We start from the raw sequence: 12701 nt of genomic DNA on the forward strand, positions 1-12701 counted from the left end.
GGAAAGTGGGTGGGGGCGGTGATCCGCAGACCGGTGGCGGTGGTCACGGCGTTCGTGCTGTTCGTGGAAGGGCTCGGAATCGCCGGGCTGCAGTGGTTCCTCGGCACGGTCGTCGACCGCCAGAAGATGTCCCTCGCCGGGCTGGATCCGGACGCGATGTCCCTCTCCACGAAGGCCGGGGGTGTCGTCTTCGGCCTCTACTTCGTCCTCTGCGGTGTGGTCGCCCTGCTCGTCGGGGTGCGCAACCGGCCCGCCGCCGGGCTCGGCAGGATCCTGCTCATCAGCGTGGCCGTCGTGCACGGGCTGCTCGGCGCGCTCACGGTGGGGCTGGTCGGGTGGGGCGCGTTCGCGTTCATGATGGTCGTGCTGGGGCTCGTGCTGCTCACGCTGATGACGTACGACCGGCAGGACGGAAGCGCTGACGCCGTGTCGGGTGGCGCCGGTGGGGCCGACGGGCCCGGCGAGGCGAAGGAGTCGGGTGGAGTGGGTGGCGCCGGTGGGTCGGAGCCGGTCGCTCCTGCGGCGCCCAGCGCCTCGTGACGGGACCGGCGCTCACCGTGTGACGGGACCGGCGCTCGCCTGGTGACGCTTCGGCGCGATCCCCGCGTGTTCAGTTCTCGCGGGGTGTCCACAGCTCCGTGATGCCTACGCCCAGTTGGGCCAGCAGGCGCCGGAGCAGGGGCAGGCTGAGGCCGATGACGTTGCCGTGGTCACCGTCGATGCCCTCGATGAACGGGGCCGAGCGGCCGTCGAGGGTGAACGCGCCCGCCACGTGGAGGGGTTCGCCCGAGGCGACGTACGCGGCGATCTCCTCGTCGGTGGGGTCGCCGAAGTGGACGACCGTGGAGGCGGTCGCGGAGGCGTGGCGGCCGGTGGCGGTGTCGTAGACGCAGTGGCCGGTCTGGAGCGTGCCGGCGCGGCCGCGCATCGACTTCCAGCGGGCGGTGGCCTCCTCGGCGTCGGACGGCTTGCCGAAGGCCTGGCCGTCCAGGTCGAGGACCGAGTCGCAGCCGACCACCAGGGCGCCCTTGACCTCGGGCTTCGCGGCCACCACGGAGGCCTTGGCCTCGGCCAGGGCGAGCGCTAGGTCGGCGGGGGTGGGGGCGCTGACGGCGTCCTCGTCGACGCCGCTGACGATCACCTCGGGGGTGAGGCCGGCCTGGCGGAGGAGGTTGAGCCGGGCGGGGGACTGGGAGGCGAGAACGAGGCGGCGGCGCTGGTGGTCGGTCATGGGCGCCAGGGTATCGGCGGGGGTGCGTCCGGGGAGTGGGCCGGGGCGCGTTGATGCGGTGGGGTGGTGCGCGCTCGTCCGGTGCGCTGGGTGGGGTGCGGTTACCTGGTGCGCGGTTACCTGGTGCGCTGAGTGGGGCGCGTGAGGCTCGGTGGGTGGGGGCGCGCGTCGTGCGGTGGGTGGGTCGGGGGCGCGCCGGGGGGTGTCCGTCCTCGGATCGGCGCGGAATCGGTCGGGCGGGAGGCGCGGGGCGTCGACGCGCCAACCGCTGTGGGCGGACACCCCCCGGCACGCCCCCTTCTCGCCGTACGCGGCCGATCCTGCGTGCGTCGCGCGCCCGCCTGATCGCCGTACGTGGATTCAGTGCAGGCCGAGGACCAGCATCGCCAGGAGCATGGCGAAGGCCATGAGGACGCCGAGCCGCCGAAGCATGGCCTGCGTGTCGCGCAGTTCCTTCGGCGGCTCGTTCTCAGGGTCGGACCAGAGCATGCTGCGATGGTGCGTCGCCCGGGGGGCCGGGCGCCTGAGTACGCGTACTCAAGTTGGTAGGGGAGGTTCCGCTCAGCCGGGCCAGTAGGTGCGGCTCCAGGTCGTGGGGCCCGGGGCCGGGAGGCGGTGGGCGGCGATGCGGGACGGGTCGGCCCAGGAGTCACGGGGGGCGGGCGCGCCGGCGGGCTGCTCCGCCGCTGCTGCCGCGGTGCGGGCGCGGACGACGGCGAGTGCGGCGGCGAGTTCTTCGGGGGTGGGGTTTCCCCGGACGACCTTGATGGTCATGTCGGCTCCGTGGGGGGTTAGAGGGGGATGTTTCCGTGCTTCTTCGGGGGGAGACTCTCGCGTTTGGTGCGCAGTTGGCGCAGGCCGCGGATGAGGTGGCGGCGGGTTTCGGAGGGGGTGATCACGGCGTCGACGTAGCCGCGTTCGGCCGCGGTGTAGGGGTTGAGGAGGGTGTCCTCGTACTCCTGGATGAGGCGGGCGCGGACGTCTTCGCGTTCGGCCTCGGGGGTGGCGGCGATGGTGCGGCGGTGCAGGATGTTGACCGCGCCCTGGGCGCCCATGACGGCGATCTGGGCGGTGGGCCAGGCGAGGTTGAGGTCGGCGCCGAGGTGTTTGGAGCCCATGACGTCGTAGGCGCCGCCGAAGGCCTTGCGGGTGATGACGGTGATGAGGGGGACGGTGGCCTCGGCGTAGGCGTAGATGAGTTTGGCGCCGCGGCGGATGATGCCCTCGTGTTCCTGGCCCACGCCGGGCAGGAAGCCGGGGACGTCGACGAAGGTCAGGACGGGGACGTTGAAGGCGTCGCAGGTGCGCACGAAGCGGGCGGCCTTCTCGGAGGCGTCGATGTCCAGGCAGCCGGCGAACTGCATGGGCTGGTTGGCGACGATCCCGACGGGGTGGCCCTCGACGCGGCCGAAGCCGGTGAGGATGTTCGGGGCGAACAGGGCCTGGGTCTCGAAGAACTCGGCGTCGTCCAGGACGTGTTCGATGACGGTGTGCATGTCGTAGGGCTGGTTGGCGCTGTCCGGGACGAGGGTGTCCAGTTCCAGGTCCTCGCCCGTCACGCTCAGGTCGGCCTGCTCGGGGAAGACCGGGGGCTCGCTGAGGTTGTTGGAGGGCAGGTAGGACAGCAGCTGTTTGACGTACTCGATGGCGTCCTTCTCGTCGCCCGCCATGTGGTGGGCCACGCCGGAGGTGGCGTTGTGGGTGCGGGCGCCGCCCAGTTCCTCGAAGCCGACGTCCTCGCCGGTGACGGTCTTGATGACGTCGGGGCCGGTGATGAACATGTGCGAGGTCCGGTCGACCATGACGGTGAAGTCGGTGATCGCGGGGGAGTACACCGCGCCGCCCGCGCACGGGCCGACCACCAGGGAGATCTGCGGGATGACGCCGGAGGCATGGGTGTTGCGGCGGAAGATCTCGCCGTACATGCCCAGCGCCATCACCCCTTCCTGGATGCGGGCGCCGCCGGAGTCGTTGATGCCGACGACCGGGCAGCCGGTCTTCAGCGCGAAGTCCATCACCTTCATGATCTTCTGGCCGAAGACCTCACCCAGGGACCCGCCCAGCACCGTGAAGTCCTGCGAGAACACGGCCACCGGACGGCCGTCGACCGTGCCGTAGCCGGTGACGACACCGTCGCCGTAGGGGCGGCTTCGTTCCATGCCGAAATCGGTGGAGCGGTGCCGGGCGAACTCGTCGAACTCCACGAAGGAGTCCTCGTCCAGGAGCAGTTCGATACGCTCACGGGCCGTCAGTTTGCCCTTCGCGTGCTGCTTCTCCACCGCGCGCTCGGAGCCGGCGTGCGTCGCCTCGTCGATACGACGCTGCAGGTCCGCGAGCTTCCCCGCGGTCGTGTGGATGTCGATGCTTGCTGGCGCTTCCGGCTCGGACATCGGGATGCGGCTCCCTGCCTGCTCATGGGGACGTGAAAGATCGGTACGTGCTGCTGGGCGCGTAGGGGGCGGTGCGTACGTGCTCAGAAGTGTGTGGGGTTACTCATCCGTAGCGTAGTGCTGCGCCTACCGTTCGGCAGTGCGGCGTTTACCACACCTAGGGTGGGTTGCATGACGCCGCGAGATGCCTCAGACGACGGAAACGACCAGTCCGGCAGCAGGTGGTCCGACCTGGACCGGCCGCCCCTCAACTCCGCCTCCCTGCGCCGGGCGCTGGTCCGGGACGGCGGGCTGTGGAGCTCCCTGGACGTGGTGCCCGTCATCGACTCCACCAACACCGACCTCGCCGGGCGCGCCGACCGCCTCGCCGAGGGTGCCGTGCTCGTCGCGGAGAAGCAGCGGGCGGGCCGCGGACGCCTGGACCGCATCTGGACCGCGCCCGCGCGCTCCGGCCTGTTCTTCTCCGTCCTCCTCAAGCCGGGCGAGGTGCCCGTCGAGCGTTGGGGATGGCTGCCGCTGCTCACCGGCGTCGCCGTCGCGACCGGGCTGTCCCGGGCCGCCGGGATCGACACGGCACTCAAATGGCCCAACGACCTGCTGGTGACCGTGGACGGTCAGGAGCGCAAGGCCGGCGGCATCCTCGCGGAGCGGGCCGGGGCGGACGGCGTGGTGATCGGGATCGGCATCAACGTCAGCCTGCGGGAGAACGAACTGCCGGTGCCCGCCGCCGGATCCCTGCTGCTCGCCGGAGCCGTGACCACGGACCGCGATCCGCTGCTGCGGGCCGCGCTGCGGGCGCTGGAGGAGTGGTACGGGCGGTGGCGGGCCGCCGGCGGCGACCCCTCGGTGAGCGGACTCCAGGAGACCTACGCCGCCGGGTGCGCGACCTTGGGGCGCAAGGTGCGCGCCGAACTGCCCGGGGACCGGTCAATCGTGGGGGAGGCCGTGGCGGTGGACGGGGACGGCAGGCTGGTGCTCGCCACGGAGGCCGGGGTGCAGGAACCGGTGGGAGCGGGGGACATCGTGCATCTGCGGCCCGCGTGACGTGTGGGGATGATGGGGCCTGGGCACCCGGTGTCGCGTGTACGAGGGGACTCGGAGCGTCGGCCTCCGGTGGCCCCGGCCGGCGCGGGGTGCCGTCCGCCGGAAGGCGTACGCCCCCTTCGGCTCACCTCCCGGAGTGAGCTGGCGCACACCTGCCGTAGAGTTGAGGCCGGTCGAGTACGTGACCGCGGGAGATCGGAAGGGCAGCAGGAGTGAGCGTCGAGGACACGGGCTCCGGCACGGACGCGGATGACCGCGTGGAGCCGCCCCCGCTCTCGGCTTCGCTCGAGCGGTCGGAACCCCATGACGTGGACGCCGACGAGGAGGACCCGCTGGCGCTGCGCCTCGAAGGGCTGATCCTCGGGGCCGAGCGCCGGTACACCCCCTTCCAGGCGGCACGCAGCGCGGGCGTCTCCATGGAGTTGGCGTCCCGTTTCTGGCGGGCCATGGGCTTCGCGGACATCGGCCAGGCCAAGGCGCTGACCGAGGCGGACGTCCTCGCGCTGCGGCGGCTCGCCGGTCTGGTGGAGGCGGGGCTGCTGAGTGAGGCCATGGCGGTGCAGGTGGCCCGGTCGACCGGGCAGACCACCGCGCGGCTCGCCGAGTGGCAGATCGACTCCTTCCTGGAGGGGCTGACCGAGCCGCCGGAGCCGGGGATGACCCGGACCGAGGTGACGTATCCGCTGATCGAGCTGTTGCTGCCCGAGCTGGAGGAGTTCCTCGTCTACGTCTGGCGGCGTCAGCTCGCCGCCGCCACCGGGCGGGTCGTCCAGGCCGCGGACGACGAGGAGATGGTCGACCGGCGCCTCGCGGTCTGCTTCGCCGACCTCGTCGGGTTCACGCGGCTGACCCGCCGTATGGAGGAGGAGGAGCTCGGCGAACTGGTCGAGGCCTTCGAGACCACGGCGGCGGACCTCGTGGCGGCGAACGGCGGGCGGCTCATCAAGACCCTGGGCGACGAGGTCCTGTACGCCACGGACGACGCGGGCGTCGCCGCCGAGATCGCGCTGCGCCTCATCGAGACCATGGCCAACGACGAGACCATGCCGGAGCTGCGTGTCGGCATGGCCTTCGGCACGGTGACGACGCGGATGGGCGACGTCTTCGGTTCGACCGTGAACCTCGCCAGCCGGCTCACCTCGATAGCGCCGAAGGACGCGGTCCTCGTCGACGGTGCCTTCGCCGAGGAGCTGATCCGCACGGGCGAGGCCCCCGCCTCCGAGGCCGAGGCCGCCGAAGCCGCGGCCGCCGCGGAGAAGGAGGGCGAGGAGCCGCCGACGTACCGCTTCGCGCTCCAGCCGATGTGGCAGCGCCCGGTGCGTGGCCTGGGAGTCGTCCAGCCGTGGCTGCTCACGCGGAGGCCGGGGCAGGTCTGACGGGCGGCTCCGGCGGGCGGGTGCCTGGGAGCCTGCTGGCCCGCGCCTGTGCCGGTGCCTCTGCTCTGTGGGGTGTTCCGTCGGTGACTTGGGGAGCCCTCTCACCTGCGCAGGGCGTCGTCGACGCAGAGGCCGACGATCGGGACGCACAGGCCCGGCTTGGTGGGCTTCGTGGGGGTGGCCGTGTCGCCGGGGGTGGTCGGCGTGTTCGGGGAGTCCGGGGACTGGGGTGCGGTCGGCTGCTGGGGCGCTGCCGCTGGTGGCCCGGTGGGCGCGGGGGGAGTGGGCCGGGGGGATTCGGGGGTGTCCGCCGCCCGGGGAGCGTCGGGCGCGGGCGCGGTGCTGTCGAGGTCGTCGCGTGCGCCGGGAGCGTGGGGGTCGGAGGGGACCTCGACACCGATGGCGGGGTCGGGCGGGGAGGTGGAGGGGGCCGGCGTGGGGGCGGTCGCTCCTGGGGACGGCGGCTGGGTCGGGGCCGGGTCCTCGCCGCCCATGGGGGTGTCGGCGGTCGGGGTCCCCGCGTCGGCCGGGGGCTCGTCGCCCACCGTCGTGCCGGCGTCGGTCGCCTCGTCCGTGACCCCGTCCGGCGCACTCGGCGCCGGGCCCGCCGCACCGGCGCCGCCGCCGACGGGGTCCGACGCCACCCGCAACAGACTCAGCGCCCCCGCCGCCAGCGCCATCCCGCCCACCGCGAGCAGCAGTTTCCGGGGCCGGGGACGCCGGTGCCGACCGCGCGGGCGGGGCGTGGGCTCGTCGTGAGCGCCGCCGGCCGGGTCGGAGGGGCCTGAGGCGAAGGGCGAGAACGCCACGGCCGGCCGTGCGGGGGCCGCCGACGGCCGCCAGGGCGCCGACCGCGCCGGTGAGTCCGGTGCGGCAGTCCTCGCCGGTGCGGAAGCCGGTGGTGCCGTGGGCGCGGTGGTGGCCGGCGTCGGTGACTCCTGTCGCGCTCGTGGTGCGGTCGATGCCGGCCGGGTGGCCGTGTCCGTCGTCATGGTTCGTCCCTCCCCTACGCGCCCGTGTCCGCCGGTGCGCCTGTGGCGGAGCGCAGATTATGTGCAGGAGAGGGCGGTACGGCCGGAGAAGGCCCCGGTGTCACTCGTACGGGGAGAAGTTTGCCGGGGTTTGTCAAGGGGACACCCCGTGCGGGCTCTCGTTGGGGTGGGCGCCGGGCGTGGGGATGACGCGTCGGCCGTCCCTCAGGATCCGCGCCTGCCGCCGGTTCCGTCGGGGGTTTGCGTCGGCCGGGGCGGCTGCGATGATCGAGGGCACGGAGTTAACCCGCGTTAACCGGGAGGGTTCTATGGATGACGGTGCGGCAGTGGAGCGGGCGGCGGGGCTGGAGGGCGAGGAGGAGCGCCGGTTCGGGGAGTTCGTCGTGGTGCGGCGGCACGGGTTCGTCGCCGAGCTGGCGCTCGACCGGCCCAAGGCCATGAACGCCGTGTCGACCGACATGGCCCGCTCCGTCACGGCGGCGTGCGGGGCGCTGGCCGCCGACCGGGACGTACGCGTGGTCGTGGTGACGTCGACGCACGAGCGGGCGTTCTGTGTGGGGGCCGATCTGAAGGAGCGGAACTCGTTCAGTGACGCCGATCTGCTGCGGCAGCGGCCCGTCGCGCGGGGGGCGTACACCGGCGTACTGGAGTTGCCGATGCCCACGATCGCCGCCGTACACGGCTTCGCGCTGGGTGGCGGCTTCGAACTCGCCCTGTCCTGCGACCTGATCGTGGCCGACCGTACGGCGATCGTGGGGCTGCCCGAGGTGTCGGTGGGGGTGATCCCGGGCGGTGGCGGTACGCAGTTGCTGCCGCGTCGGGTGGGGGCCGCGCGGGCGGCGGAGGTGATCTTCACCGCGCGTCGGCTGGAGGCCGAGGAGGCGCGGGACCTGGGCCTCGTGGATCAGCTGGTGGAGGAGGGGCGGGACCGGTCGGAGGCCTTGGCGCTGGCCGCGCGGATCGCCGCGAACTCGCCGGTCGGACTGCGCGCGGCCAAGCGTGCGCTGCGGCTCGGGCACGGGCTGGATCTGCGGGCCGGCCTGGAGGTCGAGGACGCGGCCTGGCGCTCGGTGGCGTTCTCGGGGGACCGGGCGGAGGGCGTGGCCGCCTTCAACGAGAAGCGGAAGCCGGACTGGCCGGGGGAGTGAGGGCCGAGGTGGGGCGGGCGGGTCCGGTGTCGAGGGTGGCCGGGCTGCGGGCGTGGGTCACCGGTGGCCCGTACCCCTGTTCGCTTCACCAATCTCCCAAATCCCCTCAAAGCTCCCTAGCCTGGGGTGATGGGAGAGGACAGGCGGCTGAGGGCCGTGGTGGCGTTGGCGCGCGGGATGGCCGGGGCGCGTACGTCGCCGGAGACGTGGTGGGCGGCCGCCGACGGGTCGTGTCGGGCCCTGTCGGGCAGCTTTGCCGCGCTGTCCGTGTGGGAGCGGGATCGGGGGCTGCTGCGGGTGCTCGTGAACGTGGGGAACCGGGCGGCGGACGAGGAGGAGTTTCCCGAGGAGGAGACGTATCCGGTGCACGAGTTCCCGGAGATCGCGGAGTTCCTGCACGAGCGCTGGCTGGAAGGCGGTGAGCCCAACGCCTGGGTGGAGACGGCCGCCGGGCCGGTCGGGGGGCGGCGCCCCGGCGGCTACTGCCACCAGCGGGTCGCCGCACTGCGCCGGCGCGGCCGGGGCTGCTGCGTGGTCGCGCCCGTCGTGATGAACGGCCGTGCCTGGGGCGAGCTGTATGTGGCCCGGCCCGCCGGGGAGCCCGTGTTCAACGGCGGCGACGCGGCCTTCGCGACCGTGCTGGCCTCGGTCGTGGCCGCCGGACTCGCGCAGTCCGAGCGGCTGGAGGAGGCCCGGCGCCTCGCCTTCACCGACCCCCTCACCGGGCTCGGCAACCGGCGCGCGGTCGATCTCCGTCTCGACGAGGCGATGGAGGCGCACCGGCGCGACGGCACGGTGATCAGCCTCGTCGTCTGCGACCTCAACGGCCTGAAGAAGGTCAACGACTCCCAAGGGCACGCGATGGGGGACCAACTGCTGGAGCGGTTCGGGTCCGTGCTGTCGCGCTGCGCGGCGGAGCTGCCCCGGGTACTGGTCGCGCGGCTCGGCGGGGACGAGTTCTGCCTGCTGGCGGTGGGTCCGTCGGCGGACGAGGTGGTACGGGTCGCCGGTGACCTCTGTGTACGGGCGCGGGAGCTGGAGCCGGGCGACGGAGTCGCCTGCGGTGTCGCGTCCACCGGCGATCCGATCGGGCCGTTGCGCTCGGCCCGGCGCCTGTTCCGGCTGGCCGACGCGGCGCAGTACCGGGCCAAGGCCGCCGGGTCCGTGGAGCCGGTCGTCGCGGGGCGGGAGGGGGACGGTGACGAGGATCCGGTGGTCAGTCTCGCGGACCGCCCGCCCGCGCCCGTAGATCCCGCGCACCCGGGGGACCGGCGCCGCATTCGAGGGCGCCGGTCCTCCTAGGGCGGGCCGCGCGCGGGGTCGAGTCGACGCGCGGTCCTGGGCTGCCCACGGCCGAGGGGGGAGTGGGCCGTGGGCCGGTCGGTGGTCCGGAAGGGCAGGGCAGGGGGAGGGTGGCTCCGGTGGAGTACGCGCCCTGCGGCGTCCGGTATTTCGACCCTACGCGCGCGTGCCCGCCGCCAGCGCTCTGACCTGGCGATTCTGATCAACCTCGGAGGGTTCTCTGACCGTTCTCCGATCTGTCTCTGATCTACGCGGATAGGTGCGGGGCTGCCGGTCGGTCGGGGGTGGAGACCGGTCGGTGGGGGCGGAGGCCGGTCGATGGGGATGGAGGCCGGTCGGCAGGGGTGGAGACCGGTCGATGGGGACGGAGACCGGTCGATGGGGACGGGGACCGGTCGATGGGGACGGGGACCGGTCGGTGGAGGCCGGGGGTCCGCTCCGGGAGGGGGCGCGCGACGAGAGTAAGGAGTCCCTCCCCGCCGCGGTCGTGACATTCGGCGATTCAGTCCCTACGATCCTGAATATGGATATGCACTCTGTGGACACGGTGGTCCTCGGGACGTCCGGGGTCACCGCGGCCGACGTCCTCGCCGTGGCGCGCGCCGACGCCCGGATCGAGCTCTCCGACGAGGCGGTGGCCGCGCTCGCGGCGGCCCGCGGGATCGTGGACGCGCTGGCGGCCAAGCCGGAGCCCGTCTACGGGGTCTCCACCGGCTTCGGCGCCCTCGCGACCCGGCACATCAGCCCCGAACTGCGGGCCCGCCTCCAGCGCAACATCGTCCGCTCGCACGCCGCCGGCATGGGGCCGAGGGTGGAGCGCGAGGTCGTCCGCGCGCTGATGTTCCTGCGGCTGAAGACCGTCTGCTCCGGCCGCACCGGCGTCCGGCCCGAGGTCGCGCAGACCATGGCCGACGTCTTGAACGCCGGCATCACCCCCGTCGTCCACGAGTACGGCTCCCTCGGTTGTTCCGGCGACCTGGCCCCGCTCTCCCACTGCGCGCTCACCCTGATGGGCGAGGGCGACGCCGAGGGTCCGGACGGGGTCGTACGGCCGGCCGGCGAGCTGCTCGCCGAGCACGGCATCGCCCCCGTCGAGCTGCGCGAGAAGGAGGGGCTGGCTCTCCTCAACGGCACCGACGGCATGCTAGGCATGCTCGTCATGGCGCTGGCCGACCTGGAGAAGCTGTACACGTCGGCGGACATCACCGCCGCGATCTCCCTGGAGGCCCTGCTCGGCACGGACCGGGTCCTCGCCCCCGAACTGCACGCCATCCGCCCGCACCCCGGGCAGGCGGCCTCCGCGGCCAACATGCTCGCCGTGCTGAAGGGTTCGGGGCTCACCGGGCACCACCAGGACGACGCGCCCCGCGTGCAGGACGCGTACTCGGTGCGGTGCGCCCCCCAGGTGGCCGGGGCCGGGCGGGACACCGTCGCGTACGCGCGGCTCGTCGCCGAGCGGGAGCTGGCGGCGGCGGTCGACAACCCCGTCGTCCTGCCCGACGGGCGGGTCGAGTCCAACGGCAACTTCCATGGCGCGCCGGTCGCCTACGTCCTCGACTTCCTCGCCATCGCCGTGGCGGACCTCGCCTCGATCGCGGAGCGGCGCACCGACCGGCTGCTCGACAAGAACCGCTCGCACGGGCTGCCGCCGTTCCTCGCGGACGACGCCGGGGTCGACTCCGGGCTGATGATCGCGCAGTACACGCAGGCGGCGCTGGTGAGTGAGCTGAAGCGGCTCGCCGTGCCGGCCTCCGCGGACTCGATCCCGTCCTCCGCGATGCAGGAGGACCATGTGTCGATGGGGTGGGCGGCCGCGCGGAAGCTGCGGACCGCCGTGGACAACCTGACGCGGGTGCTGGCCGTGGAGTTGTACGCCGGGACGCGGGGGGTGGAGCTGCGGGAGGGGCTGGTGGCCGCGCCGGCCACCCGGGCCGTGGTGGAGGCCCTGCGGGGGGCCGGGGTCGAGGGGCCGGGGGCGGATCGTTTCCTCGCGCCTGATCTGGCCTTGGCCGACGCGTTCGTGCGGGACGGGCGGTTGGTGGTGGCCGCGGAGTCCGTGACCGGGGTGCTCGCCTGATTTTTTCTCGCCCCCGCCGCCCCTACCCGTCCCATCCTCAAGGGGCTGTGCCCCTGTGACCCCCGGGTAGGGGCGGGTGGGTGTGGGTGCGGGTGCGTTGCCGGGTGCGGGTGGGGCGTGGTTGCCCGCGCAGTTGCTCGCGCCCCTGGAGGGCGTGGTTGCTTGTGCGGGCTCCGCGCCCTGGAGGGCGTGGTTGCTCGGGTGGGCGCCGCAGTCTCTGCGAGGAGTAGGGGGTGTGGCCCTTGCTCCTCGTTCTTTCACGGGGCGTGCGGGAGTTCGAGGTCCTCGCGTTCGCGGCGGATCGAGTAGGCGACGAACGCCGCGCCCAGGCCGAGCATGGCCGTGCCGCCGATGACGTAGGGGGTGGTGTTCGGGCTGCCGGTGTCGGCGAGTTCGCGGGTGTCGCCGGTGGTCGAGGCCGTGTCCGACGTCGTGGTCGTCTGCTCGCGTACGGCCACCTCCTGGGTCGCGTTGGCGGACGGCACGAACCAGAGGGCACCCAGAAGGGTGCCCGCGGCGGTGGCGGTCACCAACGACCGGCGGGCGGTGGACGACGCGCGACGTGCGACGGACACGGAATATCGATCCCCTTGTGACGCTGGCGAATTGGCCGTGGAGAGCGATGCTAATGAAAGGCGCGGGTCGTGGGAAAGTCGCGTGACGTGTGAGCCGTACGCTCCGGAGCATGAGTACAACGGAGACATCACAGTTTGTCCGGCTACGCGTCGAATTGGTGGTGGAGATCGAGGACGTCGAGGCCATCACCGGGGCCGCTCTGCGGCGGATCGCGACCGATTCCGATATGCCTGCCGATGAGCGGGTACACGCCGAGAGCGCGGTGGCCGAGGACACCGCGGAGGCCCTCGCCTATCTGGTCGACCCGTTCGACCTGGTCGGAGAGGTCCCCGGGGTCGAACTGGCCCAGGCCTCCTGGAGCAGCGAGGGCATCGACTACGACCCCGATTCGCCGGAATGGGGTCTCGACGAGGATGATGACGGAGAGGGTGAAGAGGAAGACGCGCGCGGCTGAGCGGTCGGGGAAATTGATGGTCCCGGGCGGCAACCGCCGCCCGGGGTTCTTTCGTCTCACGAGGCGCACCAGTCACTTGTGCACCGCCGGGTCGCCGACGATCCGATGCGG

At 73.0% G+C, this 12701-nt stretch carries 13 protein-coding genes; 7 read left to right on the plus strand and 6 right to left on the minus strand.

The window, feature by feature from the left end; translation table 11 throughout:
* Window positions 1-18: 18 nt before the first annotated feature.
* Entirely contained in the window at window positions 19-540 is a 522-nt protein-coding gene (locus H4687_RS28675) for a hypothetical protein (protein ID WP_179860028.1), read from the plus strand.
* A gap of 70 nt (window positions 541-610) precedes the next feature.
* Here H4687_RS28675 and H4687_RS28680 read toward each other — a convergent pair whose 3' ends face one another.
* The 4 genes from H4687_RS28680 to H4687_RS28690 all read right to left on the minus strand — a co-directional run bounded on the left by H4687_RS28680 (window position 611) and on the right by H4687_RS28690 (window position 3621).
* Complete coding sequence (locus tag H4687_RS28680; protein WP_046918852.1) at window positions 611-1231, minus strand: nucleoside triphosphate pyrophosphatase; 621 nt, start codon at window positions 1229-1231, stop codon at window positions 611-613.
* Window positions 1232-1591: 360 nt separating this feature from the next.
* A complete protein-coding gene (mmpB, locus tag H4687_RS47585; RefSeq protein WP_097249462.1) occupies window positions 1592-1720 on the minus strand; it encodes a morphogenic membrane protein MmpB in 129 nt (42 codons plus the stop codon).
* Window positions 1721-1792: 72 nt separating this feature from the next.
* The gene (locus H4687_RS28685; RefSeq protein ID WP_050399486.1) at window positions 1793-2005 is read right to left on the minus strand and encodes an acyl-CoA carboxylase epsilon subunit; all 213 of its coding nucleotides are present in this window, start codon (window positions 2003-2005) and stop codon (window positions 1793-1795) included.
* Window positions 2006-2022: 17 nt separating this feature from the next.
* On the minus strand, window positions 2023-3621 hold the full coding sequence (locus H4687_RS28690) for an acyl-CoA carboxylase subunit beta (protein ID WP_050399487.1): 1599 nt from the start codon (window positions 3619-3621) through the stop codon (window positions 2023-2025).
* A 171-nt stretch (window positions 3622-3792) separates the two neighbouring features.
* Between H4687_RS28690 and H4687_RS28695 the strand changes: the two genes are divergently transcribed.
* Both H4687_RS28695 and H4687_RS28700 read left to right on the plus strand, forming a co-directional pair.
* A complete protein-coding gene (locus H4687_RS28695; RefSeq protein WP_050399488.1) occupies window positions 3793-4665 on the plus strand; it encodes a biotin--[acetyl-CoA-carboxylase] ligase in 873 nt (290 codons plus the stop codon).
* A gap of 212 nt (window positions 4666-4877) precedes the next feature.
* The gene (locus tag H4687_RS28700) at window positions 4878-6041 is read left to right on the plus strand and encodes an adenylate/guanylate cyclase domain-containing protein (RefSeq protein ID WP_050399489.1); all 1164 of its coding nucleotides are present in this window, start codon (window positions 4878-4880) and stop codon (window positions 6039-6041) included.
* Between the two features lie 101 nt (window positions 6042-6142).
* Here H4687_RS28700 and H4687_RS28705 read toward each other — a convergent pair whose 3' ends face one another.
* A complete protein-coding gene (locus tag H4687_RS28705; protein WP_192781728.1) occupies window positions 6143-7033 on the minus strand; it encodes a hypothetical protein in 891 nt (296 codons plus the stop codon).
* Window positions 7034-7341: 308 nt separating this feature from the next.
* Here H4687_RS28705 and H4687_RS28710 point away from each other — a divergent pair, with 308 nt between their 5' ends.
* From H4687_RS28710 to hutH, 3 genes are all read left to right on the plus strand, one after another.
* Window positions 7342-8181 (plus strand): enoyl-CoA hydratase/isomerase family protein, encoded by an 840-nt coding sequence (locus tag H4687_RS28710; RefSeq protein WP_046920324.1) that lies wholly within the window; start codon window positions 7342-7344, stop codon window positions 8179-8181.
* A gap of 129 nt (window positions 8182-8310) precedes the next feature.
* On the plus strand, window positions 8311-9483 hold the full coding sequence (locus H4687_RS28715; protein ID WP_046919108.1) for a GGDEF domain-containing protein: 1173 nt from the start codon (window positions 8311-8313) through the stop codon (window positions 9481-9483).
* A 538-nt stretch (window positions 9484-10021) separates the two neighbouring features.
* Window positions 10022-11560, plus strand: a complete 1539-nt coding sequence (hutH, locus tag H4687_RS28720) for a histidine ammonia-lyase (RefSeq protein WP_050399491.1) — start codon at window positions 10022-10024, stop codon at window positions 11558-11560.
* Between the two features lie 257 nt (window positions 11561-11817).
* Here the strand turns inward: hutH and H4687_RS28725 are convergent, their stop codons facing one another.
* On the minus strand, window positions 11818-12135 hold the full coding sequence (locus tag H4687_RS28725; protein WP_192781729.1) for a hypothetical protein: 318 nt from the start codon (window positions 12133-12135) through the stop codon (window positions 11818-11820).
* Between the two features lie 110 nt (window positions 12136-12245).
* Between H4687_RS28725 and H4687_RS28730 the strand changes: the two genes are divergently transcribed.
* Window positions 12246-12590 (plus strand): hypothetical protein, encoded by a 345-nt coding sequence (locus H4687_RS28730; RefSeq protein ID WP_046916397.1) that lies wholly within the window; start codon window positions 12246-12248, stop codon window positions 12588-12590.
* The last annotated feature ends 111 nt before the right edge of the window (window positions 12591-12701 follow it).

Source organism: Streptomyces stelliscabiei (genome assembly GCF_014873495.1).
Lineage (GTDB): Bacteria > Actinomycetota > Actinomycetes > Streptomycetales > Streptomycetaceae > Streptomyces > Streptomyces bottropensis.

What these genes read in the sequence shown, in the direction of transcription:
- H4687_RS28685 (WP_050399486.1), bottom strand. Translation starts at nt 2,005, where the DNA reads ATGACCATCAAGGTCGTCCGGGGAAACCCCACCCCCGAAGAACTCGCC.
- H4687_RS28730 (WP_046916397.1), top strand. Translation starts at nt 12,246, where the DNA reads ATGAGTACAACGGAGACATCACAGTTTGTCCGGCTACGCGTCGAATTG.
- H4687_RS28710 (WP_046920324.1), top strand. Translation starts at nt 7,342, where the DNA reads ATGGATGACGGTGCGGCAGTGGAGCGGGCGGCGGGGCTGGAGGGCGAG.
- H4687_RS28695 (WP_050399488.1), top strand. Translation starts at nt 3,793, where the DNA reads ATGACGCCGCGAGATGCCTCAGACGACGGAAACGACCAGTCCGGCAGC.
- mmpB (WP_097249462.1), bottom strand. Translation starts at nt 1,720, where the DNA reads ATGCTCTGGTCCGACCCTGAGAACGAGCCGCCGAAGGAACTGCGCGAC.
- H4687_RS28715 (WP_046919108.1), top strand. Translation starts at nt 8,311, where the DNA reads ATGGGAGAGGACAGGCGGCTGAGGGCCGTGGTGGCGTTGGCGCGCGGG.
- H4687_RS28705 (WP_192781728.1), bottom strand. Translation starts at nt 7,033, where the DNA reads ATGACGACGGACACGGCCACCCGGCCGGCATCGACCGCACCACGAGCG.
- H4687_RS28690 (WP_050399487.1), bottom strand. Translation starts at nt 3,621, where the DNA reads ATGTCCGAGCCGGAAGCGCCAGCAAGCATCGACATCCACACGACCGCG.
- H4687_RS28680 (WP_046918852.1), bottom strand. Translation starts at nt 1,231, where the DNA reads ATGACCGACCACCAGCGCCGCCGCCTCGTTCTCGCCTCCCAGTCCCCC.